The sequence below is a fragment of the Mesorhizobium sp. M0060 genome (genome assembly GCF_040323155.1).
Taxonomy (GTDB): domain Bacteria; phylum Pseudomonadota; class Alphaproteobacteria; order Rhizobiales; family Rhizobiaceae; genus Mesorhizobium.
This window is the reverse complement of sequence record NZ_JAMYUP010000019.1, coordinates 77,311-103,937: the sequence shown is the minus strand read 5'-3', so window position 1 is coordinate 103,937 and position 26,627 is coordinate 77,311. Positions and strand designations below refer to the sequence as shown.

29 protein-coding genes and 1 pseudogene are annotated in these 26,627 nt (G+C 63.4%); 17 read left to right on the top strand and 13 right to left on the bottom strand.

All coding sequences use genetic code 11. From position 1 onward, the window contains the following. Positions 1-4 precede the first annotated feature (4 nt). The 3 genes from NKJ94_RS19740 (at position 5) to NKJ94_RS19730 (ending at position 2,152) form a co-directional block, all read left to right on the top strand. Positions 5-544: an Lrp/AsnC family transcriptional regulator gene (locus NKJ94_RS19740; RefSeq protein ID WP_352527182.1), complete on the top strand. Its 540-nt coding sequence runs from the start codon at positions 5-7 to the stop codon at positions 542-544. A 141-nt stretch (positions 545-685) separates the two neighbouring features. Beyond that, positions 686-1,225, top strand: coding sequence for a dihydrofolate reductase family protein (locus NKJ94_RS19735; protein WP_352527181.1), 540 nt, complete (start codon positions 686-688; stop codon positions 1,223-1,225). A 9-nt stretch (positions 1,226-1,234) separates the two neighbouring features. Then, entirely contained in the window at positions 1,235-2,152 is a 918-nt protein-coding gene (locus tag NKJ94_RS19730; RefSeq protein ID WP_352527180.1) for a sigma-70 family RNA polymerase sigma factor, read from the top strand. A gap of 74 nt (positions 2,153-2,226) precedes the next feature. Here NKJ94_RS19730 and NKJ94_RS19725 read toward each other — a convergent pair. The 6 genes and pseudogenes from NKJ94_RS19725 to NKJ94_RS19700 all read right to left on the bottom strand — a co-directional run bounded on the left by NKJ94_RS19725 (position 2,227) and on the right by NKJ94_RS19700 (position 6,604). Further along, positions 2,227-3,484: pseudogene (locus NKJ94_RS19725) on the bottom strand (ABC transporter substrate-binding protein). A gap of 48 nt (positions 3,485-3,532) precedes the next feature. Beyond that, positions 3,533-3,961, bottom strand: a complete 429-nt coding sequence (locus NKJ94_RS19720; protein WP_352527179.1) for a DUF4440 domain-containing protein — start codon at positions 3,959-3,961, stop codon at positions 3,533-3,535. An 8-nt stretch (positions 3,962-3,969) separates the two neighbouring features. Continuing rightward, positions 3,970-5,025: an aldo/keto reductase gene (locus NKJ94_RS19715; RefSeq protein ID WP_352527178.1), complete on the bottom strand. Its 1,056-nt coding sequence runs from the start codon at positions 5,023-5,025 to the stop codon at positions 3,970-3,972. Continuing rightward, a complete protein-coding gene (locus NKJ94_RS19710; RefSeq protein WP_352527177.1) occupies positions 5,022-5,381 on the bottom strand; it encodes a TIGR04076 family protein in 360 nt (119 codons plus the stop codon). The genes NKJ94_RS19715 and NKJ94_RS19710 overlap by 4 nt, the downstream gene beginning before the upstream one ends. Beyond that, entirely contained in the window at positions 5,382-5,870 is a 489-nt protein-coding gene (locus NKJ94_RS19705) for a DUF3830 family protein (RefSeq protein WP_352527176.1), read from the bottom strand. Next, positions 5,867-6,604 carry a GntR family transcriptional regulator gene (locus tag NKJ94_RS19700; RefSeq protein ID WP_352527175.1) on the bottom strand — a complete coding sequence of 246 codons (738 nt, stop codon included), beginning with the start codon at positions 6,602-6,604 and terminating at the stop codon, positions 5,867-5,869. The genes NKJ94_RS19705 and NKJ94_RS19700 overlap by 4 nt, the downstream gene beginning before the upstream one ends. A 125-nt stretch (positions 6,605-6,729) precedes the next feature. Between NKJ94_RS19700 and NKJ94_RS19695 the strand changes: the two genes are divergently transcribed. The 6 genes from NKJ94_RS19695 to NKJ94_RS19670 all read left to right on the top strand — a co-directional run bounded on the left by NKJ94_RS19695 (position 6,730) and on the right by NKJ94_RS19670 (position 11,804). Then, the gene (locus NKJ94_RS19695) at positions 6,730-7,527 is read left to right on the top strand and encodes an ABC transporter ATP-binding protein (protein ID WP_352527174.1); all 798 of its coding nucleotides are present in this window, start codon (positions 6,730-6,732) and stop codon (positions 7,525-7,527) included. Then, complete coding sequence (locus tag NKJ94_RS19690; RefSeq protein ID WP_352527173.1) at positions 7,524-8,291, top strand: ABC transporter ATP-binding protein; 768 nt, start codon at positions 7,524-7,526, stop codon at positions 8,289-8,291. Before NKJ94_RS19695 ends, NKJ94_RS19690 begins: the two co-directional genes overlap by 4 nt. Further along, positions 8,288-9,196 carry a branched-chain amino acid ABC transporter permease gene (locus NKJ94_RS19685; protein WP_352527172.1) on the top strand — a complete coding sequence of 303 codons (909 nt, stop codon included), beginning with the start codon at positions 8,288-8,290 and terminating at the stop codon, positions 9,194-9,196. The genes NKJ94_RS19690 and NKJ94_RS19685 overlap by 4 nt, the downstream gene beginning before the upstream one ends. Further along, on the top strand, positions 9,193-10,176 hold the full coding sequence (locus tag NKJ94_RS19680; protein ID WP_352527209.1) for a branched-chain amino acid ABC transporter permease: 984 nt from the start codon (positions 9,193-9,195) through the stop codon (positions 10,174-10,176). Before NKJ94_RS19685 ends, NKJ94_RS19680 begins: the two co-directional genes overlap by 4 nt. Then, positions 10,173-11,471 carry an NAD(P)/FAD-dependent oxidoreductase gene (locus NKJ94_RS19675; protein WP_352527171.1) on the top strand — a complete coding sequence of 433 codons (1,299 nt, stop codon included), beginning with the start codon at positions 10,173-10,175 and terminating at the stop codon, positions 11,469-11,471. The genes NKJ94_RS19680 and NKJ94_RS19675 overlap by 4 nt, the downstream gene beginning before the upstream one ends. A 186-nt stretch (positions 11,472-11,657) precedes the next feature. Further along, positions 11,658-11,804 carry a hypothetical protein gene (locus NKJ94_RS19670; RefSeq protein WP_352527170.1) on the top strand — a complete coding sequence of 49 codons (147 nt, stop codon included), beginning with the start codon at positions 11,658-11,660 and terminating at the stop codon, positions 11,802-11,804. A 53-nt stretch (positions 11,805-11,857) separates the two neighbouring features. Here NKJ94_RS19670 and NKJ94_RS19665 read toward each other — a convergent pair whose 3' ends face one another. The 6 genes from NKJ94_RS19665 to NKJ94_RS19640 form a co-directional block, all read right to left on the bottom strand. Continuing rightward, a complete protein-coding gene (locus NKJ94_RS19665; RefSeq protein ID WP_352527169.1) occupies positions 11,858-12,694 on the bottom strand; it encodes a GNAT family N-acetyltransferase in 837 nt (278 codons plus the stop codon). Positions 12,695-12,699: 5 nt separating this feature from the next. Further along, positions 12,700-13,440 (bottom strand): aspartate/glutamate racemase family protein, encoded by a 741-nt coding sequence (locus NKJ94_RS19660; protein ID WP_352527208.1) that lies wholly within the window; start codon positions 13,438-13,440, stop codon positions 12,700-12,702. A gap of 2 nt (positions 13,441-13,442) precedes the next feature. Next, positions 13,443-14,261, bottom strand: coding sequence for an ABC transporter permease (locus tag NKJ94_RS19655; protein ID WP_352527168.1), 819 nt, complete (start codon positions 14,259-14,261; stop codon positions 13,443-13,445). Between the two features lie 4 nt (positions 14,262-14,265). After that, on the bottom strand, positions 14,266-15,138 hold the full coding sequence (locus NKJ94_RS19650; RefSeq protein ID WP_352527207.1) for an ABC transporter permease: 873 nt from the start codon (positions 15,136-15,138) through the stop codon (positions 14,266-14,268). A 241-nt stretch (positions 15,139-15,379) separates the two neighbouring features. Beyond that, a complete protein-coding gene (locus tag NKJ94_RS19645; protein ID WP_352527167.1) occupies positions 15,380-16,669 on the bottom strand; it encodes an ABC transporter substrate-binding protein in 1,290 nt (429 codons plus the stop codon). 36 nt (positions 16,670-16,705) lie between these two features. Further along, on the bottom strand, positions 16,706-17,794 hold the full coding sequence (locus NKJ94_RS19640) for an ABC transporter ATP-binding protein (protein ID WP_352527166.1): 1,089 nt from the start codon (positions 17,792-17,794) through the stop codon (positions 16,706-16,708). Between the two features lie 258 nt (positions 17,795-18,052). Between NKJ94_RS19640 and NKJ94_RS19635 the strand changes: the two genes are divergently transcribed. Then, complete coding sequence (locus NKJ94_RS19635; protein ID WP_352527165.1) at positions 18,053-18,766, top strand: GntR family transcriptional regulator; 714 nt, start codon at positions 18,053-18,055, stop codon at positions 18,764-18,766. Between the two features lie 6 nt (positions 18,767-18,772). Here NKJ94_RS19635 and NKJ94_RS19630 read toward each other — a convergent pair whose 3' ends face one another. Continuing rightward, complete coding sequence (locus NKJ94_RS19630; RefSeq protein WP_352527206.1) at positions 18,773-19,870, bottom strand: lactonase family protein; 1,098 nt, start codon at positions 19,868-19,870, stop codon at positions 18,773-18,775. Positions 19,871-20,059: 189 nt separating this feature from the next. Between NKJ94_RS19630 and NKJ94_RS19625 the strand changes: the two genes are divergently transcribed. From NKJ94_RS19625 to NKJ94_RS19595, 7 genes are read left to right on the top strand one after another with little or no spacing between them, the layout of a single operon-like run. Next, the gene (locus tag NKJ94_RS19625) at positions 20,060-20,611 is read left to right on the top strand and encodes a MaoC family dehydratase (protein ID WP_352527164.1); all 552 of its coding nucleotides are present in this window, start codon (positions 20,060-20,062) and stop codon (positions 20,609-20,611) included. Positions 20,612-20,614: 3 nt separating this feature from the next. Further along, a complete protein-coding gene (locus NKJ94_RS19620) occupies positions 20,615-21,775 on the top strand; it encodes a CaiB/BaiF CoA transferase family protein (protein WP_352527163.1) in 1,161 nt (386 codons plus the stop codon). 20 nt (positions 21,776-21,795) lie between these two features. Further along, positions 21,796-22,938, top strand: a complete 1,143-nt coding sequence (locus tag NKJ94_RS19615; RefSeq protein ID WP_352527205.1) for an extracellular solute-binding protein — start codon at positions 21,796-21,798, stop codon at positions 22,936-22,938. Between the two features lie 22 nt (positions 22,939-22,960). Further along, positions 22,961-24,148, top strand: a complete 1,188-nt coding sequence (locus NKJ94_RS19610; RefSeq protein ID WP_352527162.1) for an ABC transporter substrate-binding protein — start codon at positions 22,961-22,963, stop codon at positions 24,146-24,148. A 57-nt stretch (positions 24,149-24,205) separates the two neighbouring features. Further along, positions 24,206-24,943 carry an ATP-binding cassette domain-containing protein gene (locus tag NKJ94_RS19605; RefSeq protein WP_352527161.1) on the top strand — a complete coding sequence of 246 codons (738 nt, stop codon included), beginning with the start codon at positions 24,206-24,208 and terminating at the stop codon, positions 24,941-24,943. Beyond that, entirely contained in the window at positions 24,936-25,679 is a 744-nt protein-coding gene (locus tag NKJ94_RS19600) for an ATP-binding cassette domain-containing protein (RefSeq protein ID WP_352527160.1), read from the top strand. The genes NKJ94_RS19605 and NKJ94_RS19600 overlap by 8 nt, the downstream gene beginning before the upstream one ends. After that, on the top strand, positions 25,676-26,626 hold the full coding sequence (locus NKJ94_RS19595) for an ABC transporter permease (protein ID WP_352527159.1): 951 nt from the start codon (positions 25,676-25,678) through the stop codon (positions 26,624-26,626). The genes NKJ94_RS19600 and NKJ94_RS19595 overlap by 4 nt, the downstream gene beginning before the upstream one ends. Position 26,627 lies beyond the last annotated feature (1 nt).

The window sequence follows — 26,627 nt, the reverse complement described above, 5'->3', positions numbered from 1 at the left end:
TAATATGGATGAAGAAACAGATGGCATTCCGCAGAACAGGCCTGCGGCCCGCGATATCGATGCAACCGACCGAAAAATATTAGGCGTTCTGGTCGACGACGCCACGATTAGCTATGCCGAGCTCGGCGACCGCGTCGGCCTGTCGCCGCCGGCAGTCCATGAACGCGTCAAGCGGCTTCGGCGCAGCGGCGCCATCCGCAACACCGCGGCCATCATCGATCCCAAGGCGGTGCGCAAACCGCTGCTCGCCTTCGTCCACATCGACACCAAGGGCTGGGGAAAGACGCCGGAGCTGATGGCGATCGCCGAACACCCCGAAGTCGAGGAGATTCATTCGGTGGCCGGCGATACATGCATGCTGATCAAGGTCCGCACCGAGGACACTCGAGCACTCGAAGGCCTGCTGTCGCGTCTCTATGAAACCCCTGGCGTCACCTCGACCCGAAGCTACGTGGTCCTGTCGACCTATCTCGAACGGCCGGTACAGCCGGGGATAACGACGGAGTGGCCGACGCCCCGGCACATGGCCAAGCCGCTCTATTAACTCAAACGATCCTCACGCGTATCCAAAGTCGAACTGGAAACGTCTTAGGCACTGCATCCTGTGGTCATCCATCGGGCCGGTTCGTTTTCGCCGGTTCCTTGGGGCCCGACGGGATGCCTGTTGCGCAACCGGAGACACGCGATGAGAAAATTGATCGTGGGCAGCTTCATTTCGCTGGACGGCGTCATCGAAGCACCAATGGAATGGGCCTCGCCCTTCTTCGACGAGGAGATGAAGGAGCACTCCTATGAAAAGGCCGGCGAGGCGGATTTTTTCCTGCTCGGCCGCGTCACCTATGAAATGTTTTCGGCGCGCTGGCCGCAGGTCAAAGGCAGCAAGTACATGGACCGCATGAACGGGCTGAAGAAGCTCGTCGCGTCTCGCAGCCTCAAGGAGGTGACCTGGAACGAGTCGCTGATCGAAGGCGATGTCGCTGCCGAAATCGCTGGGATCAAGCGGCAAACCGGCGGCAACATATTGAAGTATGGAGTGAGCAATCTCGACCAGACGCTGCTCGCCAACAGGCTTGTCGACGAGTATCAGCTCTCGATCGTGCCGACCCGCGTCGGCCAAGGCAAACGCGCTTTCCAGGATGTCGATCCGTCCCTGGTCAAGCTGGAGCTTATAGATACGCACCGTTTCAAGAACGGCGTCATCACGCTGACCTACGTCCCGCTATGATCTTGTATCATGAAGATGCAGCTAAGACTTGACCCGACCGGGCTTTTCGACGTCCGCTACGCCGGCTTCCTGGAGACAGTCGCGCATTTGCGTGGACGGCTGCACCGCTACTGCGCGCGCATGATCGGTTCGACGCTCGACGCCGAAGACGTCATGCAGGAAGCGCTGTTCGAGGCCTATCGGAAGATCGAGAAGCTGGACAATGCGAGCGCTCTTCGCCCCTGGCTGTTTCGCATTGCGCATAATCGCTGCATCGATTTCCTGCGAAGCCGGCAGGTGCGTCAGCATGCGGAGGCCAATTTCGTCGAAGACGAGATCATCCTGCCGGTCGAGCCGGTGGGCAAGGGCGCGGATCGCGCGATCGAACGGCTGGTGATCCACCTGCCGCCCAAAGAACGCGCCTGCGTTCTGCTCAAGGACGTCTTCGACTGTTCGCTGGAAGAGATCGCCGACCTCGTCGGCTCGACCGTGGGCGGCGTCAAGGCTGCGTTGAGCCGTGGCCGCTCGAAATTGGCCGCCTTGTCCGGCGAGCCAATCGTCCGTTCGGAGCCCCAGCGCGATCCGGAACTCCTGGAATTGCTCAGCCGCTATGTCGAACTGTTCAACCGCCGCGACTGGGACGGCGTGCGGGCGCTGACCAGCGCCGACGCACAATTGCGGGTCGCGGATTGCTTCAAGGGCCGGCTGTCGGAATCACCTTACTTCATTGAGTACGAAAGAGCCTCGACGACATGGAAAATGGTGATTGGCGAGATCGATGGCGAGGCGGTGCTGCTCGTGCTCCACCATGGCGAAGATGGTTGGAAGCCTGCCCATCCGGTTCGGATCGAAGCCGCCGGCGGGATCATAAATCGCATCACTGATTACTATGCCTGCCCCTGGATCATGCCGGCGGCTGGTGCGGTAGTCGTTTCCAGGCCGGCCTAACCGGCAGCAGGACATGCAAGTGTCCGGCATCAACCTCAATGGAATGGTATCGACGCCGGACGGAGCATAGGCGATTACTGAAGCTTCGCCTGCAGGGCGTTGACGTCATTCGTGGTCATTTCGCCGTCGGTCGTCACCTTGCCGTCGACGATCTTCCAAAGGCGGAACGGGCCGGTGATGTCGCCATACTTGTCGAAGGCTACAGGGCCGATGACGCCTTCGTAGCGGATCGGCTTGCCATCCTTGATCAGGCCGAGCGCCTTGGCGAACTCGTCCTTGCCGGCATAGATCGGCGTGCCGGCCGGATCGACCGCCTTGTACATCGCGTCCTTGATCTTGGCCGGATCCTCGGAGCCGGCAATCGCGATAGCCAAGCCGACGATGGCGCCGGCATCATAGGACCGGTCGGCCGCCGGGTTCGACGGCTCAATGCCCGAAAATTCCTTGTAGTTCTTGGTGAAATATTCGGTCGATGCGGTCGGGCTGGTGCCCGAGGAAGTGCCATAGGCATCCTTCAAATAGTCGGCGCCGACGGATTCGATGAAATCCGGGCTGTTCATGCCGTCATTGAGCAGGAATTTCTGGACACCGCCCTGAGAAATCCAGGTACGGGCGATGGTTGCGCCATCGACAGGCGTGCTGACGAGGTAAAGCCCGTCCGGTTCGCCGGCCATGGCCGCGGTTACCTCCGAGGCATAGCTCGACTGCTTTTCATTGTAGGGCGTGTCGGAGACGATGGTGCCACCGAGCGCCTTATAGGCACGCGAGAATTCCGCCACCATGTTGACGCCGAAGTCGTTGTTGACGTGGATGACCGACAGCTTCTTGAAGCCCTTGTCGATGGCATATTTGGCGGCGGCCACGCCTTGCAGAGCGTCCGAGGTGATGGTGCGGAAGAAGATGCCGTTGGTCTTGCCGTCGCGCCCGAGCGCCGTCAGCGTCGGCGACGACGAAGCCGGCGACACCTGGACGATCTTGGCCGGCGCGGTGACCGAGGTCAGGATCGGGATCGACACCGAGGAGATGATGCCGCCGATGATGACAGGCACCTTCTTGACCTGCACGAGCTGGGTTGCGGCGTCGACCGCAATGTTGCCCTGGCTCTGGCTGTCGCGGGTGTCGGTCGCGAGATCGCAGCCGCGCACCCCGCCGGCATCGTTGATGTCGCGGAATGCCATTTCGACCGACTTGGCGCCGGCCTGGCCATATTCGCCGGCCGGGCCGGTCAGTTCCATGACGACCGACGGTGATCTTGCAGTCGGCGGCTTGCGCTGCGCCGGCCGCTGTCAGCAAGGCGAGCGCGGTGGTGATCTGAAGTATCGTCTTTGTCATTGTTGTTCCCCTTTCGTTACACGACTCTCATTCACGTCTTGAGCCTGTTCAGCCTTCCGGCACCTGCAGCCAGGTTTCATGCAGATGTCGCCATTCGACGCCGTTCGGCGCCGATGAACTGGTGGTGAAAACGGCACTCGAGCGACGGCGGCTGTGCTTGCCGGCGCGTTGCTGTGCCTCGACGTAGCAGACGACGATCGTGTCGCCGGCCTGCCAGCCGGCCCGGATATCCTCGATCGAAATAGTGAAGTCGCCGTCACAGCTGGCGCGGCTTGCCCTGACATGGTCAACCACTGCGCCACGATCGAGAACCTGACCGTCCGGCGCAACCATACAGAAGCCTTCTCCCATGACGCGTTCGAAGCGGCTGAAATCTGCCCTGTCGGCGCTTGCCGCATCGAACCACTCGACGAAGAAGCGGTGGAGATCGACAATCTCTGCGCTGGCGCGGGAAAGCAGAGATAGCTTCTCGTCCATGACCGCGCTCATATCCGGCCCGCATTCAAATTGTAGTGCATGATGGAGCCGTGGCGGCCGTGACGGTCGCGTTCCAATGTGTAGACGTCGCCTAGCGGGCCGCGGCTTTGCGCGATCACCGCAGCGATCCGCGTCCGGTCATCGGCGTCGAGCGCGACGTCCATGATCCCGGCATTGGCAAGGGCGTGCGCCTGGTTGCGGGCACCGACGATGACAGCCGCCACTTGCGGCTGCTCCAGCACCCAGGCGCTGGCGATGGTGGCGATGTCGACGCCATGGCGGTCGGCGACGGCCTTCAGTACTTCAAGCAACTCCTGGAAGAGATCCCAGCCACCGAAATCATCGATGATCAGCTTGTATTTGACCAGTGACCGGTTTTCGAGCGGCGTCTGCGGCTCGGCAACGCCAAGCCATTTTTCGCTGAGGAAACCGCCAGCCACCGAACCGTAGCAGAGGAAACTGACGCCGTGCTGGCTGGCGAGCACCGCAAGGCTGTTGGCCGGCCGTTGGTCGAGCACGGAATATTGCAGTTGCTGGCTGACCAGCGGCACGCCGGCGGCCAGGATCTCGGCCAGCCGAGGCGTGTCGAAGTTGGTGGTGCCGACGTTGCGCACCTTGCCCTCCAGGCGGAGGTCGTTGAGCCAGCCGATCGCATCGACGTAACCGGGCACCGAATAATCCCACCAATGGAACTGCACGAGGTCGAGCCGCTCGGTTTTCAGCCGCCGCAGCGACTGGTCGACGATGCTGCTGATGTAGTCGCGGCGGATGTCGGAAAGCCTTTCTAGATCGGGCACCAGCTTGGTGTGTACCTTCATCTTGGCGGCGGCGTCGAGGCCGCGCTCGTTGGCAAGCCGCAGGCGCGCCGCACCGATCAGTTCCTCGACGCCGGTATAGATATCGGCGCAATCATAGGTCCTGATGCCGGCATCGAACGTGGCGATCAGGTCGGTCACTGCCTGTTGGCGGTCGATCGCGCCGTGCCCGCCGGCAAGCTGCCAGCCGCCGCGAATGACGCGCGAGATCGTGTAGCCGGGGCTGAGTTCGAACGCCTTGGCGGTCATCTCTGGTCACTCTCCTTCGGCAGCGGCACCGCCGTGGTCTCGGCATGGCTGAACCGCCGCTTGCCCGTCCTGACGATCCTCAGCCGGCTGGCGCAATTGGGATCGGGACAGGCGATCTCGGCGTCCGATGTCATCCAGTCGTTCCTGTGGGTCGGACGCTGTTTGGCTGCGAGCAGCGGCAACACGGCCGATATCGAATAGATCGAAAAACCCTGCCCCGCCGGCATCGACAGCATCTCGCCCTTCAACTCGAAATAGTCGCCAGCCTTGGCACCGCAATAGATTGGCTTGCCCTCAGGGATGACCGCTTCGACACGAAGGTCGAAGAGTTCGAAACTGTCGTCTTGCTCGGCCATTCAGATCTCCACACGCGTGAAGGTAATGTCGCAGGCGCCGTTGCGGCGGATCACGCCACAGGCGGCGGCGAATTGATCGCGCTCCTCGGGATGCACCTGCGCCACGACGCTTCCGGCAAGCCAGCCGATCGGGAACAAGAGACGCGCACCCTGTCCATAGAACAAGCCTATATCGAAAATCGCATTCGGGTTGCCGCCCCACATGCGCGGCGGCACATAGGACAACACGATGTCGCCCGGCTGCGGCGTCAGCGTTGCATTCTCCGCCGGCAACGGCTTGGCGAAGGTTTGGCCCGCCAGGTCGGCGGCGGGAACCGGGCAGGAGATTTCCGGCCCCGTCCACATCGCATGGATGCTGGCAACGACGCGCGGCTGCCCGAGATAGGCCAGCAGGAAGCCAGCGTTTTCGGGCGCCTTTTCAGGCAACAGCAGCGCCGTCACGGAAAGTTCTGAGCGTGGCTCGGTGATCCTGATGGCAGGCGTCGTCATGCCCTCAAATCCTTCTTGGCCGCGGATTGGAGCTTGTCGCGCAGGAAGGCAAACGGCCGGCTGATGTCGGCCACCAACGCCTCGCGCGCAGCCTGCGCATCCTGCTTGGCAAGCGCTGCGACGATGCTGCGGTGATAGTGGGCGGTATCGACTTCGCCGGCATCGGAAAAGGCGTAGATGGCGACGCGGATGCACGGTCCTGATTGCAGCCAGAGGCTCTCGATCATCGGGATCAGCACGGCGGAGCCGCAGCAACGGTAGATCTCGAAATGGAAGCTCTGGTTGAGCGTGGCCTCGCGGTCGATATCCTTCTTGTGCTTCAGCGCCCGCATCTCGTCCCACTCGCCGAGCATGGCTTCGACCGCGGCTATCTGGCGCGAATTCATGCGCGTGGCGGCAAGTGCTATCGCTTCGCCCTCTATAAGGGAGCGGGCGCGCAAGAGATCGTCGATACGCTCCAGCGTGATAGGCGGCACGCGCACGGAGCGATTTGGGAGCGCCTCCAGCGCCTTCTCGGTGATCAGCCGTCCGAGCGCCTCGCGCACCGGCATGGTGCTGGTGACCAGCGCGTCAGCGAGGCCGCGGATGGTCAGCACCTGGCTCGGCTCGAAAAGGCCGCCGATCAAGGCGCGGCGCAGCTCCGAATAGACGCGATCCTGAACGGTCTCGCGGCCGACCGGCGTAAGCTGGGCTGCGATCGTTTCGTTATTCCGTTCGATGGCGGCCTTCTGCATGGGCAGTCCTGGTCTCTGGCCCGTTTTCGGCTTGCGGAAGAAATTAAAGCCGAATAGCGTGATCAAAGCAAGTGTGATCACAAATCAAATCATAGGCGGCGAAGATCGCTTTCGGCCAGGGATTGATGAGCGACACGACAGAACGGCAGGAGGAGATCCGCACGCCGGTTCTGACGGCCAGGAACGTCGTCAGACGCTTCGGCGGCCTTGTCGCGGTTAACAATGTCTCGTTCGACGTCCAGCAGGGTGAAATACTCGGCCTCATCGGCCCGAACGGCGCCGGCAAGACGACGATGTTCGACCTGTTGGCCGGCAGCATCCTGCCGACCAGCGGCGAAATCCTCCTCAACGGTGTACTCGTTTCGGGGGAAGCAGCCCATCGCCGCATCGGCCGCGGCCTTGGCCGCACATTCCAGATCCCCCGGCCCTTGCCCAATCTGACACTGATCGAAAACGTCATGCTAGCCGCGCAGGGGCAGGCCGGAGAAAAGCTGCTCGCCAACTTCCTGACGCCCTGGCGGGTGGCCGCCGAAGAGCGGGCGGCCGAGACGAGAGCCAGCGAATTGCTTGAGCTCGTGACGCTTTCCCGCCTTGCGCACGAACCGGCACGCGTGCTTTCCGGCGGCCAGCGCAAGCTGCTCGAACTGGCCCGCGTCATGATGGCAGACCCGGCGATCATCCTGCTCGATGAACCGGCGGCCGGCGTCAACGCGACATTGCTCGAAGTCATCATCGACCGCATTCGCGACATCAACAGAAGCGGCATTACCTTCCTGCTGATCGAGCACAATATCGACATGGTGACGCGGCTTTGCCACCGCGTGCTGGTCATGGCGAGCGGTCAGCTTCTGTGCGAAGGCACCCCGGACGAGGTCGCACGCGATCCCCGCGTCATCGAGGCCTATCTCGGGGGCGCGGCATGAGCCAAACGGTCCTCGATGTCTGCGATCTCGAAGCCGGTTACGAGCCCGGTGTGCCGATCGTGCGCGGCGCCTCGATCACCGTCGACAAGGGCGAGATTGTCGTCGTTCTCGGTCCCAACGGCGCCGGCAAGTCGAGCCTTATCAAGGCGATCGCCGGCCTTGTCCCGATCACCGGCGGCACCGTCCTGCTGGACGGCAAGGATATCACGGCGGCGCCCGCCCACACCATGGTCCGCCTTGGCCTAGCCTTCGTGCCGCAGACCGAAAACATTTTTCCGCTGATGTCGGTCGAGGACAATCTGAAAGTCGCCTGCGGCATCCTGCAGCCGCGCGAGACCCCTGCCCACATCGAGGAAATGTATGCGACCTTTCCCGATCTCGCCCGTCAGCGCAAGACGGCCGCCGGCAATCTTTCGGGCGGACAGCGGCAGATGCTGGCCGTTGCCCGGGCATTGATCGTCCATCCCAAGGTGCTGGTGCTCGACGAGCCGTCGGCCGGCCTGTCGCCGAAATTCGTGGCCATGGTGTTCGAGATGCTGGCCGGCATCCGCAGATCCGGCGTTACCATTCTGCTGGTCGAACAGAACGCCAAGGCAGCGCTTGCCATCGGCGATCGCGCCTATGTGCTGGTCGAGGGCAAGGACCGGCACCAGGGCATCGCCTCCGAGCTCTGGAACGATCCGGTCGTCGCCGAACTCTATCTTGGCCAGCGCCGCCTCGATCCTGAAAGAGACCGGCACTCCGGCAAAGGAAGTGCAGCATGAACCTGCAATTTGTCGTCGACGGACTGCTGGCAGGTTCGATGATCGGCCTCGGCGCCATCGGCGTGACGCTCACCTATTCGATCCTGCGCTTCTCGAACTTCGCCCATGGCGATTTCATGGCCTGGGGCGCTTATGCGACGCTCGCCGTCGTCGGCGCCATTGGCGCGATATTCGGCAAGATCGCGCCGATCGCTCCCCTCTCGTTCGGCTGGCCGCTGATCGCCGCGCTCATCATCGGCATGGTGGTCACCGGCCTGCTGGCGCTGCTGCTCGACCTGGTGCTGTTCGCGCGACTGCGGGCCAAAGGCCAGGCGATCATCGTGGTGATGGCGAGTTTCGGCGCCTCGATGGCGCTGAGAAGCCTGCTCGAATTCATCTTCACCTCGCGTCCGACCTATTTCAGCCGGGCGATCCAGATCGCCATGCCGGTCGGCTTCGGCATTCGCATCACCCCCGATCAGATCGCGTTGCTGCTGCTTACCGTCGTGCTCGTGCTCGGCGTGCATCTCCTGATGACGCGTACCCAGACCGGCCGCTCGATGCAGGCACTGAGCCAGAACGCAGCACTGGCCCGCATCGTCGGCATCGACGTCGCCAGGGTGGTGCGCGTTACCTGGATCATCGGCGGAGCGCTGGCCTGCGTCGCCGGCGTGATGATCGGCATCCTCATCCAGATCCGCCCATTCATGGGTTTCGACATGCTGCTGCCGATGTTCGCGGCCGCCATCCTCGGCGGCATCGGCAGCGTGCCCGGCGCCGTTCTCGGCGGCCTAATCATCGGTCTGACCGAAGCCGGCGCGGTGCAGTTGATCGGCGCCGAATGGCGGGCGGCCGTCTCCTTCATCATCCTGATGGCGGTGCTGTTCGTGCGGCCCATCGGCCTTTTCGGAGTGAGGGAACGCTGATGGATCTGCTCGGCTATGGCGCCTTCTTCCTGACCACCGCGCTGATCTTTTCGCTGGTCACGCTCGGGCTCAACCTGCAATGGGGGCTGACCGGGCTTTTCAATGTCGGGGTCGCCGGCTTCGTCGCCATCGGCGCCTACACCTCGGCGTTGCTGACCACGCCCGACGATGCCGCGCGCCTGGGCGGCTTCGACCTGCCCATCCTTGTCGGCTGGCTCGGCGCCATGCTGGTGGGCGGCGTCGCCGCCGCGATCACCGGCATTGCCACGCTGCGCCTGAGATCGGACTATCTGGCGATCACCACCTTCGGTGTCGCCGTCGTCGTGCAACTGGTCGCGCTCAACGCCCAGAAGCTGACCGGTGGCCCGTTCGGCATCGGCTTCATTCCGCGTCCTTTCGGCGGCCTCGCCGAAACGCCGTTGCTCTTCAACCTTTCGAACCTTGCCGTCGTCTCGGTGGTGACGCTAATCGCCTATCTCGCGCTGGAACATCTGTCGCGCAGCCCTTGGGGGCGCGTGTTGAAGGCGCTTCGTGAGGATGAGCGGGCCGCGATATCGCTGGGAAAAAGCGCGCGTTTCTACCGCGTCCAGGCCTTTGCCGTGGGCGGCGCCATCATGGCGCTTGCCGGTGCGCTGCAGGCGCATTTCACCGGCTTCATCGCGCCGGACAATTATTTGCCGGCGCTGACCTTCCAGGTCTGGGTGATGCTGATCGTCGGCGGCTCGGGCAGCAATACGGGAGCCGTCGTCGGCAGCATCCTGGTCTGGGCGATATGGGCCGGATCGGGAGCCTTGACCAGTATGTTATTCTCGCCGGAACAGCAGGCCCGCGCCGCCTCGCTGCAGATCGTCGCCATCGGCGTGATGCTGTGCGTTATCCTGCTGGTCAGGCCGAACGGCCTCTTCGGCGACCGGCCGAGGCGTGCAAGGTTGGGCAAGGGCGCGAAAGTGGCACCGGACGAGAGCGCGGCAAGGTCATGAGCAACGTTGCCGTGCCACGCGGCCTTTCGCTATGGCACGCCGTCGGCCGCAACCGCCGTGAACGACCCGCCCTCGAAGGTGCACTCGATGTCGATCTGGCGATTGTCGGCGGCGGGTTCTCAGGCCTTTCTACCGCGCTGCACACCGCCGAAAAAGACATCTCGGTCGCCGTCCTCGAGGCGGAAATCATCGCCTGGGGCGCAACCGGCAGGAACGCCGGCTTCGTGGTGCCGAATTTCGCCAAACGGGACCCGGACGATATCATTGCCCAACTCGGGCCTGAACGCGGCGAACGCCTTGTCGATTTCGCCACCGGCAGCGCCGATCTCGTCTTCGACCTGATCAAGCGCCACGGCATCGAATGCGATGCGCTCCAGAGCGGATGGATACAACCAGCCCATTCGCAGGCCGCTTTGCAAAAGACCAGATCGCGTGCCGAGCAATGGGCAAGACGCGGAAAGCCGACTGTTGCGCTGGACAGGCAGGCGATTGAGGATCTGACCGGCGTTCGCGGTTATGTCGGCGGCTGGATGGACAGGTCGGGCGGTGTCCTCAATCCAGTCGAATATGCGCGCGGGCTGGCCGACGCAGCGGAAAAGGCCGGCGCGCGCATCTTCGAGCATACACGTGTCGCGTCGATCGATCGCTTAGGGGATGGCTGGGCTCTGAAGACGGCCTCGGGTTCGGTGCGTGCCGGAAAGGTGCTGGTCGCCACCAACGCCTATGGCGGGTCGCTGAACCGCACGCTTGAGCGAACCTATTTCCCGCTGAAGATCTTCCAGATCGCGACGGCGCCGCTGCCGCGCGAAATACGCACCCGTCTGCTTCCCGGCGGGCAAGGCGTCGGCGACACCAGGCGCAATCTTTTCACCTTCCGCTTCGACAACGAAAACAGGCTGATCACCGGCGGCATGCATGTTTTTGGCCCCGTTGCCGACACGCGGGTGCCCCGGGCGATCTGGCGGCGGCTTGCCAGATATCTCGATCTCCCGGAAATCCCGCCGCTTGAATACAGCTGGTCGGGGATGGCTGCCGTCGAGCCCGACTTCCTGCCGCACCTCGTCGATCTCGGCCCCGGCCTGATCGCGGGCTTTGCCTGCAACGGGCGCGGCATCGCCATGACCATGAGCATGGGCAAGGTGCTTGCGGATTGGGCGGGCGGAACAAAGCCTCGGGATTTGCCGCTGCCGTTCGCGCCGCCGTCGCCGATCCCGCTCCACGGCCTGATGCGGCATGCGCCGAACATGCTGCTTCCCCTGAGCATCCTGCGCGATCGGCTGGATGAGGCAGGCTAGCTGGCTGTCGCGCATGATCGAATGTCGGGGCGCCGCTTGCGCTCCCCATCCCGCTGCGCTGCGCAGAGTAGTAGTTTGGGCACCGACAGTGCTAGAAGAATGCACGCACGGGCCGCCGCCTCGTCCATCAGCCGTCCCGATATCGAACTGCTAGACTCGCCCACATCATGTTGTTAACGACAGCGGATGAAGCAGAACTATCTTTATCTCGTCATCGGCGCCTTGGTCGTCGCCGTCATTGCCTTGGGCATTTACGTTTATCGCGAGGAGACCAAGCCGAAAGGCGTGGAACTTCGTATCGACGATTCCGGCATTTCAGTTCAGGAAAAGTAGACCACGCATTCCTGCTGCCCGACTTTGCGCGCTAGAAGCCGACTTGCACCGTCTCAACCAAGCTCCAAGGTCGTTATCGCATAGACACCGGACTGCGTGAGCTGCGGCGCCCTTCCCTTGTACATTCGAGCCGTTTCGAAGCCCGGTTGCAGACCCGCGGATGACAGCAAATCTGCAAATTGCCCACTGGTCTCGGGCACGTCGAGATGGACGTTTCCAGGGCCGGAAATGTGCACGAGCGCGGCGAAGAGACGGCTTGCCGCGTCCAGATTGTCGGCAAAGAGCGGGCCGACCTTGCAGCCGTCGCGGCATCGGCGCGCGACGCCGTATCCCGCAATGGCACCGTCATTGACGACCGCAAGCGCCGTATGGGGCGGGCGCAGCCAGTGTTCCAGGAAAGACCGTCTCGGACCGGGAAAGAAGCGGCGGTCATAGTCCAGTATGTCCGGCACGAGTTCCGGCCCTATGGCGCGAATGTCGCTGCCGGCGGCTGCCGGGACATTCGGCGACCCCATGAACCGGATCGTCCGGTAGGCCGGTGCAAAACCCATGCTGCGGTAGTTGGCCTGCTGTTCGACAACGCCGTCGAGGCCGATCGTGCGGTTGCCGAGCCGCGCCATGCCGGCATCCCAGACCGCCTTGCCATGGCCTTGGCCACGCCTGTCCGGCCGGCAGATGTAGAGGCCGATGAAGCCGAAATCGTCGCCATAGGCCACAGCCGAAATGCCGGCCACCATCTCGCCATCGACAAAGGCACCGATGAAGCCCTGCGGGTCCGCTGCCTGGAACAGCGCGGCATCGTCGAGCCCGGGGTTCCAGCCTTCCGCCGCCGCCCAACCGACAAGGGTTTGCACGTCTTCAAGTGCGAGCGTTCGGATCGTTCTGGGCATTGCGATCACTCGGCGGCACCAGGCGCGAAGGATTTTAGGGCGCCATGATAGGGCTTCGCTAAAGGGCTTGCATAGGCGCCGCGCTTGGATGTCGTCAGGCCAAGCGCGATCAAGGCCTCGGCCTGCTTGACCGCGGCACCGACGCCGTCGATGACCGGAAGGCCGAATTCCCGCTGCAGCGCGGCTGCGAGATCGGCCATGCCGGCACAGCCGAGCACGATGGCCTCGGCGCGATCCTCCTCGATGGCGCGCGCAATCTCGTTGCGCAGCTTGAGGAGTGCATCGGATGCCGGATCTTCGAGGGCAAGAACCGGGATGTCGGCAGCGCGCACGCGTGCCCGCCCCGCCATACCGTAGCGTTGCACCAGCCCTTCGACCGGCACGCGCGAGCGCCCGGTCGTGGTGACGACGGTGAAGCGCTGGGCGATGAAGGAGGCGACGGCAAGCGAGGCCTCGCAAATGCCGATGACCGGAATTCTCGCCATGGCGCGTGCCGCATCGAGGCCGGTGTCGTCGAAACAGGCGACGACCGCGGCCTGCGCGCCCAAGCGCTCACCGGTGGCGATCTCGACCAGCAGGCCGGGAACGGCAAGCGCCTCATCATAATAGCCTTCGATCGAAACCGGGCCCATCGTCGAGGTGACGGCAACGATCTTCGTCGATGCGCCGGCGACCGATCGGGCGGCGACCGCGATAGTCTCGGTCATGCTGGCGGTGGTGTTTGGATTGACGACGAGGATCTGCACGGTCACGCACGCTCCCTGCGGCGGCCGACATAGACGATTGCGCCGAGCGTCAGCAGGATGACCAGGAAGGAAAACACGGTCGTCACGGTGCCCAGCGCATAGAGCACCGGTGTCGTCACATTGGTCGTCATGCCGTAGATTTCGAGCGGCAGCGTGTTGAAGGTGCCCGAGGTCATCAGCGTACGGGCGAACTCGTCATAGGACAGAGTGAAGCCAAACAGGCCGACGCCGATCAGGCTGGGTGCAATCATCGGCAGCACGACATGGGCGAAGGTTTGCCAGGACGATGCTCCGAGATCACGGGCGGCTTCCTCATAGGCCGGGGAAAACCGGTTGAAGACGGCGAACATGATCAGCACGCCGAAAGGCAAGGTCCATGTCAGATGTGCACCGAAAGCAGAGGTGTACCAGGCAGGCCGGAAGCCGACCTGCTGGAAGACAACGCCGATGCCGAGGCTGATGATGATCGACGGGACGACCAGGCTGGCGACGGCCAGATAAAACAGTGCGGTGGCGCCGCGAAATTTTTGGCGGAAGGCAAGGCCGGCAAGCAGCGACACGATGACCGTGACGAGCATCACCATCAAGCCAAGGACGAGCGAGCGTTTGAAGCTGCCGCCGAAATCGCCGACCGCCTGGCGCTCGAACAGATTGGCGAACCAGTGCAGCGAGACGCCGTTCAGCGGGAATGTCAGCCCGCCATTCTCGCCCTGGAAGGAGAGGATCAGGATCGCCGAAAGCGGGCCGTAGAGGAACAGCACGAAAATAGCGAAGAACACCGCCAGCACGTAGAATTCGAGGGTGCGCTTGTCGTGGCTCATCGCTTCACAGCTCCTTGCGAATGTCGACGATGCGCAGGATGCCGGCGACCATCAACAGCACCAGCACCAGCAGCACGACCGCGTTGGCGGCGGCCGCCGGATATTGCAGCAGCGACATCTGGTTCTTCATCATCAGCGCGACGGAGGCGCTCTGGCCTCCGGACATCACCTGCACCGTCGAAAAGTCGGCCATCACCAGCGTGACGACGAAAATGGTGCCGATCGCCATGCCGGGCTTGGCAAGCGGGATGACGACGTTCCACAGAACCTGCCAGCCGGAAGCGCCGGCGTCACGCGCGGCTTCGATCAACGACTTGTCGATGCGCATCAGCGTATTAAAGATCGGCGTCACCATGAACAGCGTGTAGAGATGCACCATGGCCAGCACGACGGCGAATTCGGAATAGAGCAGCCATTCGATGGGCTTCGGGATCAGTCCCAGTTGCACCAGCGTCGAGTTGACCAGGCCGTTGCGGCCAAGCACCGGAATCCACGAGATCATGCGGATGATGTTGGAGGTCAGGAACGGCACGGTGCAGACAAGGAACAGCACCATCTGCATGGCCGTGGTCCTGATATGGAAGGCGAGGAAATAGGCGACCCAGAAACCGATGAACAGCGTCAGCGCCCAAACGATGGCGGCGTATTTCAGCGTGTTCAGATAGGTTTTCCAGGTGACCCACGAGCCGAGCGTGTCGGCGTAGTTGGTGGTCAGGAAATCCGGGTACATCGCCGCAAAATCGTAATCCCAGAAGGAGACCACGGCGATCATCAGGATCGGCAGCAAAAGGAACGCGCCGAGGATCAGCGCCAGCGGTGTCGCCTGGAGATAGGGTGCGAGACCGGCCAGAGAGACGCGGCGTCGTCTGGCGGGCATTGCGGCGGCGGTGGCGGGGCGTTCGAGCGCGACAGTCATGAACATCTCGGTATAAGTCAGCGATGCGGCGAAGCCGCCTTTCCTTCTCCCCCTGTGGGAGAAGGTGGCCGAGCGAAGCTCGGTCGGATGAGGGGTGTTCCAGCTTGGCACCAACAGCGCTCCGGCCAGCACCCCTCAACCGTCTCGGCGCTGCGCGCCAATCCACCTTCTCCCACAAGGGGAGAAGGGGAAGACGTTGTACCTACGCAGCGATGAACTCGTTCCAGCGCTTCACCATGTAGCGGTCCTCGTCCATGACCGAGTTCCAGCAGGCGACCTTGCCCATGCGCTCTTCGAACGAGCCGCCGTCACGCACGGCGCCTGCCTTTTCCATGACTTTGCCGTCCGGCGACAGGATGTCACCCTTAGCCGGCTTGCCTTCGATCCAGTAGCCCCACTCGTCTTCGGACATGAACTTCTTAGCCGACACCATGTTGGCCGAGTAATACCCTTGGCGGTTGAGATAGCCGCCCACCCAACCGGACGTGTACCAGTTGATGTATTCATAGGCGGCATCGAGTTCGGCGCCGGAGAGATGGGCTGCCAGGCCAAGCCCGCCACCCCAGGACCGGTAGCCTTCCTTGAGCGGCTGGAAGCGGCACGCGATGCCCTTGGAGCGGACTGCGGCCACGGCCGGCGACCACATCGACTGGATCACCACTTCGCCTGAAGCCATCAGGTTGACGCTTTCGTCGAAGGATTTCCAGAAGGCGCGGAACTGGCCGGCTTGCTTGGCCTTGATCAGGAAGTCGATCGTCTTGTCGATCTCCTCCTTGGTCATGTTGCCCTTGTCTGCGTATTTGATGTTGCCCGTTGCCTCCATGATCATCGCCGCATCCATGATGCCGATCGACGGGATGTTGAGGATGGCGGTCTTGCCCTTGAAGGCCGGATCCATGATGTCGGCCCAGGTGGTGATGTCGCGGCCGACAAGGTCGGGGCGGATGCCGAGCGTATCGGCGTTGTAGATCGTCGGCACCATGGTGAACCAATTGGTCGGCGACTTGGCGAACACCTTGCTGTCCTGGGCCTCGACGTAACCGACGGTATGCGGCGCGGTGCCCTGGGCAATGACGCTGTCCGGCGTCAGCTTGCCGGTTTTGAACAGCGGCACCAGCTCGTCGTAATATTTCAGCTTGCTGACATCCATCGGCTGCAGGACGCCTGTCGGGAACACCTTCTTGCAGATCCAGTATTCGATGTCGGCGATATCGTAGCTGTCGGGCTGCGTTACCGCGCGCTGGGCGGCGGCATCGGAATCGGTTGCCGTCATCTCCAGCGTGATGCCGAGGTCCGCCTTGCACTTGTCGGCGATGGCATTGAGGTTGGACACGCCGGTGCCAAACTGGCGCAGCGTGATGTTCGATTGCGCCCAGATGGTCGGAAAGCCGGTGATGGCGCCGGAACCGGCGGCAAAACCGACGGCGGCGGCACCTGTCTTGAGCAGCGAACGGCGCGATATTCCTGTCTTCTTGTCGGTGGTGTTGGTCATGCTCAGTTCCCCTGTTTTGGTTGGTTATGCTGGGTTTCAGGAATCGAGACGGCCAAGGACGATCGCGTCCTCGGCGTCCCAGGCGATCGGCACCGCGCCGCCGACGGCAACCGGTTTGGCGAAGAAGCTGGTGTCGTTGACGATCACCGTGAAATCCTCGATGCCGGCGCCGTTGACCGAGAGTTTCACGGTCGAACCGCGGTATTCGACATTTGCGATGATGCCGGTGAACCCGAGCCCGGCGGCCGGCGGGTCGCCGATCCGCACATGGTCGGTGCGAATGGCGATATCGATCGGCTGGCCGATCTCCCTGCCCTGCCCGCTGGCCGCGAGCGTGACGCCGCCAGGCACGTCGAAAACGACCATGCCGTCGCGACGGCCGGTGACGCGGCCGGAGATGACATTGTGGTCGCCCATGAAACGGGCGACGAAGGCGGTGGCCGGCCGCTCGAACACCGTGCGCGGATGCGCCGCCTGCTCGATACGGCCATCGTTCATCACCACGATCAGGTCGGCCAGCGCCATGGCTTCTTCCTGGCTGTGGGTGACGTGGACGAAAGTGATGCCGAGGGACGTCTGCAGCTTCTTCAGTTCGGCCCGCATGCGGATCTTCAGGAACGGATCGAGCGCCGAAAGCGGTTCATCGAGCAACAGCGCCTCGGGATCGGTGATGAGTGCGCGTGCAAGGGCGACGCGCTGCTGCTGCCCGCCCGAAAGCTGCGCCGGGCGGCGGCTGGCATAGGCCTCCATCTGCATTAGTTTCAGCATCTCGAGCGCCTTGGCGCGGCGCTCCTCCTTGCCGACGCCCTTCATCTTGAGGCTGAACGCAACGTTGTCGATCAGGTCGAGATGCGGAAACAGCGCGTAGGACTGGAACATCATGGCGGTGCCGCGCCTGGCTGGCGGCAAGTCGGTAACCACAATGTTGCCGAGACGCACGTCGCCGCTCGAAATGCTCTCGTGCCCGGCGATCATGCGTAGTGTCGAAGTCTTGCCGCAGCCGGATGGGCCGAGCAGGCAGCAATAGGTTCCGGCTGGGATTTTCAGGCTGATGTCTTCGACGGCAGTCGTTGCGCCATAGACTTTCGAAACGGACACTATGTCGATTTCGGTGGCTTTGGACATCCGGCTTCCCCTTTGATCGGATTAGCCAAAGCATCATGCGTGCCAGTTGCGCGCCGCCGCACCAACCGACTGAATCCGCGAAGATATCAGGGCCGCGTCTATATGACTGCCGATACGGCACCCTCGTGCAATGCATAAATTATAGGCGATTGCCACCGATCCTCGCAAAAATCGTATGCAATCTTTTCCATCTCTGTATTCACTTTGCCTCTCGTCCAAGCGATGTGATTCAGGGTAGAAGAACGCAGGACCACCGCCATGAACATTGCCGACCAGACTTTCCCTGCTATCGACAGTGCCAACGAGGATCGTGCGCAAGCGATCCGCGACCAGCTGCGCGACGCGATCGTCGATCGCCGGCTGGCGCCTGGAACCAAGCTTTCCGAAGGCGAGGTCGGCACGCTGTTCGATGTCAGCCGCACCGTGGCGCGCGCGGCACTGCAGATGCTCTCCTTCGAAGGATTGGTGCGCATCGAGCGCAATCGCGGCGCATTCGTCGCCAATCCGTCGCCGGAGGAAGCGCGGCAGGTCTTTGCTTCGCGCCGGCTCATCGAACCCGGCATCGCGATCGCCGCCGCCGGGCGGATGACGCCGGCGCATGTCGCTGCGTTCAAGGCCCAGCTCGACGAAGAAGGCCGTTTCATCGCCGAACGCGGACCGAACGCGAGGCGATCGGAGATCAAGGCGTCGGGAGATTTTCACCTGCTTTTGGCGTCGGTCGCGGGAAACGTCATCCTGCAGCGCTTCATGGAGGAATTGGTCGCACGTTCATCGCTGGTGATCGCGCTTTACGGCCGCTCGGGTATCTCAAGCTGCGGCCACAGCGAACATACGCAGATCCTCGAGGCGCTGGAAAACGGCAATGCCGAGCGCGCCAGCGCGCTGATGCTGCACCATATCGACCATATCGAGGCCGACCTCGATCTGCGGGTCAGGAGCGGCCCGGCACTCAGGCAGGCGCTCGAGTTCTGAGAGCGCTCAACGCACGATCCTGACGCACATCGGTGTGCCGATCTCGATGGATCGGCCGGTGTCGGTCAACCGGCCGGTTGCGGCATCACGGGCGAAAATCGAGATGCGGTCGGCGTTCTGGTTGGCCGAGAACAGATGGCCACCCGAAGGCGTCAATGCCAGATTGCGCGGCGTGGCGCCGCCGCAAGGCGTATAGTCGACAAGGGCAAGCTTGCCGGTTTGCTGGTCGACCGAAAACACCACGACACTGTCATGGCCGCGGTTGGAGCCGTAGAGAAAGCGGCCGTCGGGCGAGATCTGGATGTCGGCGCAGTGATTGCCGTCGCGCGCCTCGGCCGGCACGGCCGGCTTGCTGTCGATCATCGTAAGCTTGCCCAATGCTTCGTCCAGCGCAAGCGAGACGATCGTCGAATCCAGCTCGTTCATGACGAACACGAAGCGGCCGCCTGGATGCAGCGCCAAATGGCGCGGACCCGCACCCGGGGCAAGCGCCGACTCGGCCAGCTTCGTCAGGCTGCCGTCTGACCCGATGCGATAGGACACCAGCCGGTCGATGCCGAGATCGGCGACGATTGCCATGCCACCGGCAAGCGTCTCGGTTACGCTATGGGCATGGGGCCGCTCCTGGCGGGCCGGATCCGGTCCGGTCCCGCTATGGGCAACGCTCGACAACGGCGCTGTCAGGCCGCCGTCCTCGCGCAATCCGTAGACCACGACCGAGCGATCGGGGCCGCCCTCGCCCATGCCGTAATTGGCGACCAATAACTTCGTCCCGTCGCGCGTGATGGTGTTGTGCGCCGTGATGCTGCCTAGGGTCGGCTGCTTGTTGATGTAGGAAAGCGTGGCGGTCTGCCTGTCGAAGCGGTAGGCCGAGACCACGCCTTCGCGCCAGGTGAACACTTCGGAGTTGGCATAGATGTGGGAGCCGTCCGGCGTCGCCGACAGGAAGGTCGGATTGTCGACGTCATCCGTCTCAGTCAGTTTCCTCGTCTCCAGCGTCTCTTCGTCGAAACTGTAGACGCCCAGCCCGACACCGCGCGCGCCCTGAAAATACGGGGCCTCGCGATTGAGGCTGCCGACGAAAACCAGACAGGCATTCTGCATCATTTCCTCCTGTTCCGCCGGCATTGGCCGCCGCGGATCGCGGCAAAATTTCGCCGAGACTCGCTTGCAACACAACCCCATATGTGAAAATACTATTCACAAAAGAAGATTGACGGGAGGATCGATCATGCATTTCGCTGGTCTGCGGCGCGCCCTGATGGACGATTCCCGCTCCCAGAGGAAGTCGTCATGAGAGGTTTCGCCCCGACCGTGGGCGTGACGTCGACACACCCCACCAACATGCCGAAGGAACACGCCGACCTTCCCGTCTGGAACGCGGAGAACTGGTTCTATGAAGATTGGCCGGTCGGCCAGAAGATCCGTTCGCTGCGCCGGACCATTGCCGAGGGCGACAGCCATCTCTTCAACACGCTGGTGCTCGACATCCATCCTTACGTGCAGGACCAGATGTTTGCCGAAACGGAAGGCATCTTCGGCAAGCGGCTGGTCGCCGGCGCCTTCGTGTTTTCGGCCGGGCTCGGCTTGGTCGCCACCAACTGCATCAACGCCTTTTCGTATGGCTACGACAAATTGCGCTTCATCAAGCCGGTATTCGTCGGCGACACGATCTATTCGATCCGCTCCAACCTCGACAAGAAACCAAAATACGAGGAGATGGGGCTGATCCGCGCCAGCTATGAGGTCTTCAAGGGTGAAGGCGAGCTCGTGCTTTATTGCGAGCACCTGCAGACGGTGAAGTACCGCAATCCGGCCGATTTCGTCGGCAGGACGGAGAAATAGGCAATGGCCGCCATTTCCGAATTGCCGCTGACCGGGCTCGTCGTCGTCGACATGAGCCAGTTCCTGTCCGGGCCCTACTGCTCGCTGCGACTGCTCGACCTCGGCGCCCGCGTCATCAAGATCGAGCGGCCGGATGGCGGCGACCTGTCGCGACGGCTCTATCTCAGCGACACGGAGATCGGCGGCGATTCCACCATTTTCCATGCCATCAATCGCGCCAAGGAAAGCTTTGCCATCGATCTGAAGGACGAGGCCGACCTTGCGGCGCTACGCGGCCTGCTGGCCAAGGCCGACGTGCTGATCCAGAATTTCAGGCCCGGCGTCATTGAGCGCCTGGGCCTCGACTACCAGGCGGTACGCAAGATCAATCCGCGCCTGGTCTATGCCTCGATCAGCGGCTATGGCGAGGAAGGCCCCTGGGTCAAGCGGCCCGGGCAGGATCTGCTGGCCCAGGCCCGCTCCGGCGTGATGTGGCTGAACGGCGACGAGGACCAGGGGCCGGTGCCTTTCGGGCTGGCGATCGCCGACATGCTGGCGGGCTCCGCCGCCGCGCAAGGTATCCTTGCCGCGCTGGTGCGACGCGGCGTGACCGGCAGGGGCAGCCATGTCGAGACGAGCCTGCTCGAAGCGCTGGTCGACTTCCAGTTCGAGGTGTTGACCACGCATCTCAATGATGGACGCCGGCTGCCGCGGCGATCAGCCTTCCGCAGCGCCCACGCCTACCTATCGGCGCCCTACGGCGTCTATCCGGCCAATGACGGCTATCTGGCGATCGCAATGACGCCGATCTCCAAGCTGGCCGACCTCCTGGGGCTTGAGGAGCTTGCGCCCTATCGCGATGAGCCGTCGACCTGGTTCACCGCCCGCGACGAGATCAAGGCGATCATCGCGCAAAAAATCGCGACGAAAACGGTCGACGAATGGCTTGCGATCCTCGAGCCCGCCGACATCTGGTGCGCCAAGGTTTTGACCTGGCCGGAGATGATGGCCAGCGAGGGCTTTCAGGTCCTCGACATGCTGCAGACGGTGACGCGCGAGGATGACGTTTCGATCCTCACCACGCGCTCGCCGCTCAGGGTCGACGGCATCCGCGCGAAGGTCGAGCGGGCTGCGCCACGTATCGGCGAGCACAGCGCGAAGATCCGCAAGGAGTTCGGGCTGTGAGCGAGGTGACGCTCAAAGGCATGACCTGGAGCCATCCGCGCGGCTACGACCCGATGGTCGCCTGTTCGGCACTGTGGAGGGAACGCACCGGCGTCGCCATCGAATGGGACAAGCGCTCGCTGCAGGATTTCGAATCCTTCCCGGTCGAGGAACTGGCCCGTGCCTATGATCTGATCGTCATCGATCATCCGCATGTCGGCCGGATCACCGCCGAGAATTGCCTGGCGCCGCTCGATGTCGCCGGCCGGGAAGCCGAACGTGCAGCACTTGCGGCGGGCAGCGTCGGCCAGTCCTATCCAAGCTACAACTGGCAAGGCAGGCAATGGGCGTTTCCGATAGACACAGCGAGCCAGGTGCAGGCGTGGCGGCCGGACATGCTTTCGGCTGCGCCGGCGAACTGGGCTGATGCGCTCGATCTCGCCCGGCAGGGCCGCGTGCTGTTGCCGCTCCGGCCGCCGCATTCGCTGATGGTGCTTTATACGCTTGCCGGCAATCTCGGCCGGCCTGCCGGCGAAGGACCTGGCGACCATGTGGACCCGGCAACCGGCAAGCAGGTTTTCGAGATGATGCGCGAGATCGCGGCGCTCGTCGATCCGGCCTGCCTTGGCATGGACCCGATCGCCGTCTTGGAGCAAATGGCCGGATCGGCATCACGGATCGCCTGTGCGCCGCTGATCTATGGCTATGTCTCCTATGCCATCGCCGGATTCCGGCCCAACCGCGTGGCTTTCGTCGATATCCCTGCTGCGGGCAATGCCGGCCCGATCGGCTCGGCGCTCGGCGGGACCGGCATTGCCGTGTCGGCCTTTTCGAAGGCCAGGCAGGCGGCAATCGACTTCGCCTACTGGATCGCCAGCGGCGACGTGCAGCGCGGCCCCTACGCCTCGGCCGGCGGCCAGCCCGGCCACGCCGCGGCCTGGGAGGATGCCGCCGTCAATGCCGCCACCGGCAAGTTTTACGTCGCCACCCGAGCCACGCTCGAAGGTGCCTGGGTCAGGCCGCGGCATGACGGCTACATGGCGTTCCAGCAGGCGGCGTCCGATCGCATCAATCTCGGCCTGAGCGAAAGGCACAATGCCGCTCGCGTCGTTGCCGATCTCAATCGCCTGTTTCGGGAGAGCTTTTCGACACAGGTGTCCGGCGTTGCCGGCGGAGGAGCCTGAAAACAACCGAACGGAGGAGAACATGAACAGCCTGATCCGCGGCCTTATGGCCGCAACCGCACTTGCTTCGGTCACGACAATAGCCTGCGCTCAAGACGTGTCGGGCGTGATTGCTGGATTGCCGACTGAACTGAAGGCGCAATATGACGGCGCGCCGCAGAAGGTGCTGCCATCGGCCTGGGACAATTTCGCGCCGCCGCCAAAGCCGTGGAAATGGTGCCACTCCGAGTCCTATCAGGGCAATCCGTGGCGCGTCACCGTCACCAAGGAGCTGAAGCGGCTGGTCGACGGGCTGATCGCCGACGGCACCGTGGCGAGCTTCGAAGTGTCGGATTCCAACAACGACGCCAGTCAGCAGATCAACCAGATCCGCGCCTTCATCGACAAGAAATGCTCGATCATCACCTCGATCCCCGGCTCGGCGACGGCGCTGGACGATGCCATCGATGCCGCAGCCAAAGCCGGCATCCCCTTCCTCACGGCAGCTGGGTCGGTGACCAGCCCGAATGCCATCAATGTCGATTCCAACTATGCCCGCTGGGGCTACGACATGATGACGGCGATCGGCAAAGCTATGCCGGACGGCGGCAGCGTGCTTCTGGTCGAAGGCATCGCCGGTCATCCGATCGTCGTGCAGGAGCGCCAGGGCGGCGACAAGGCGCTGGCCGAGAACCCGAAGCTGACGGTGTCGCGCAGCGTCAACGGCAACTGGACGGCGAACGTCACCAAGACGGCGGTGCTGCAGGCGATCGCCACCAATCCGGCGCCGATCGATGCGGTGTGGACGACGGGCAGCGAAAGCCGCGTCGTCGCCGAGGCCTTTGCCGAGGCCGGCCGCCCTGCCCCGCTGATCACTGGCTCGATCACCGGCGATGCGCTCGGCTACTGGAAGGCCAATCCGGACAAATACCGCTTCGAAGGCCATGCGGTTCTGCCGCACTGGACAGCCGAGACGCTGTTTCGTGTTGGCGAGCGCATGCTGGATGGGCAGAAGCCGAAGCTCAACACGCTGCTGATTCCGATTCCGCCCGTGCACAATGCCGACCTCGGCGCATGGTACAAGGACTGCATGACGGCCGACGCCGTCTCGATCTTCCCGGTCCCGCCGAAGGATCCGATGCCGGAGGAATGGCTCGATGCCTATTTCGCCAATCCTGCACCGACCAAGGGTTGGGACTATTCGAAGGTGCCGGACGCCTGCGCAAAATAAGACTTTACGAAGGCCGGCTCCCCGCCCGCGGAGCCGGCTCTTCCATCAGGATCGCTCATGCTGGAAGTCCAGGCCATCTCGAAACGCTACGGCGAAACGATTGCGCTGGCGAAAGCCTCCATCGCATTCCGCGCCGGCACGATCCACACCATCCTGGGCGAGAACGGTTCGGGCAAAAGTACCCTGGTCAAGCTGCTGTCGGGAATCGTGCAGCCGGACAGCGGCACAATCAGGCTCGAAGGCAAGCCGTTTGCCGGCTTCGGGCCGGCGGCCTTCCAGGCCGCCGGTTTCGCCACCGTGTTCCAGGAAGTGCTGATCGCGCCTGACCGTTCGGTGACGGACAACATCCTGCTCGGCCTCGACGGTTTGCTAACGCGCACCGTGCCGCGCGCGGAGCGGCGGCAACGCGCACAAGCGGTGCTGAAGCGCTTCGCGGTGACCGAGATCCCGCTCGACCAGTTGGCCGGGCAATTGCCGCTTGCCGTTCAGCAGCTTGTGGTGCTCGCCCGCGTCGTGGTTCGCAACCCGCGCATTCTCATTCTCGACGAGGTAACAGCGGCGCTCGACTTCGCCGATCGCGAGGCGGTTTTCGCCATGATGCGCAAGCTCGCTTCGGAAGGCTGCCTGATCCTGTTCATCACCCATCGCATGGACGAGGTGATGGCGCTTTCCGACCGGATTTCCGTGTTGCGCGGCGGCAGCGTCGTGACGACCGAGGAACGCGGCGTTTCCACCGCATCCGAGCTTCTCAAGGCGATGGCGCCACGCACCGCGGCGGAGCTGGCGCATGGCTGATCGCGCCACCCTTTCGGTGCGTGGCCTGGTGATCGCGCCGAGCGCAAGCCCGGTGACACAGACGATTGCGCCGGGCGAGATCGTCGGGCTGGCCGGCCTCGACGGCCACGGACAGGAGCGTTTCCTGAAAATACTAGCCGGGCTGGAACAGGCCGTCGCCGGCGAGGTGGTCGTCGAGGCACTCGAGGGACCCCGCGCCATCACCAGCTTCCGCAAGGCGGTCGCCAGCGGCATCGCCTATTTGCCACGCGACCGGCGCGCCACCGGCATCTTTCCGACCCAGTCGGTGCTCGATAATTTTGCCGTCTCGACACTGTCGCGCGACATGCGTTTCGGCCTGCTCAACTTCGCCGCACGGCGGCGGCGCTACGAGGCCTACCGCGAAAAACTCTCCATCGTCGCGCCACGGCCGGATGCCTCGATCACGACGCTTTCCGGCGGCAACCAGCAGAAGGTGCTGTTGGCCAGGGCACTGGCACTGGAGCCGGCGATCCTGCTCCTCAACGATCCGACACGCGGTGTCGACGTGGCGACGCGCCATGTCCTCTACGACGTGTTCCGCGGGCTGGCGGCGGACGGCATGGCTCTGGTCATCCTGTCGAGCGAGATCGAGGAGATCCTGCTGCTTTGCCATCGCGTGCTGGTGTTCCGCGAACAGCAGGTGGCGGCTGAAATCAGCGGTGAGGCGATGATCAGCGACGCCGTCATCGCTGCCATGTTCGGACGCGCGGCATGAGCGGGTTTCGACGCATGGCCGAGCGATGGCGCGGCGCCGGCTTTGCGACCGTGCTGCTGGTTATCCTGATCACGGTCAATCTGCTGCTCAATCCGGCGCGCTTCCATCCTTCCGCTTGGGGCGCGCTGATCGGGCTCGCCGCACCTCTGATCGGCGCAGCGCTCGCCTCGGCTCCAGTCATCCTAGCCGGGCGCGGCGGCGTCGACATTTCCGTCGGGCCGCTGATGGGGTTCGTCAATGCGATCGTGATCCAGGTGCTGTTTCTCAAGTTTGGAATGTCTTCGCCGCTGGTCATCGTGCCGGCAGCGCTTTTGATCGGCACGATCGTCGGCGCCGCCAACGGCTTCCTGGCGACCATCGTCCGCATCCAGCCGATCGTTGCGACGCTCGGCACCTATCTGATCCTCACCGGCACGACGCTGACCATCCTGCCGGCGCCGATCGGCCCGGCGCCGGGCTGGCTGAAGGCGATGGCCGGCCCCTGGTCGGCACTGCCGCTGGCGCTGATCTTCCTGTCCTGGTCGCTGGTTCGCCAGACGCCTTATTACGACCAGCTGATGGCAGTGGGCAGCGACGACCGCGCCGCCTACACCGCCGGCGTTCCAGTCACCAAAGTCCGTTTCATCGCCTATGTCATGACCGGCATTCTCGCCGCCTGCGCCGGCCTGATGCTGACCGCCCTGATCGGCTCGGCCGATCCCAACATCGGACCGACCTACACGCTGATCGCGATTGCCGCGGTGGCGCTCGGCGGCGTCAGCCTTGCCGGCGGACGCGGCGGGCTCGCCGGGGCCGCTATCGGCGCTATCGACATCTTCCTGCTGCAGAGCGTGCTGACCGCCTTCAACGTCTCCACCTATGTGCTGCAGATCGCCTATGGCGTCATTCTGGTTGTGGCCGTCATCATGACGGCGCTGCAGGAGCGGCTCTCGGGACGGAAAGGCTGAG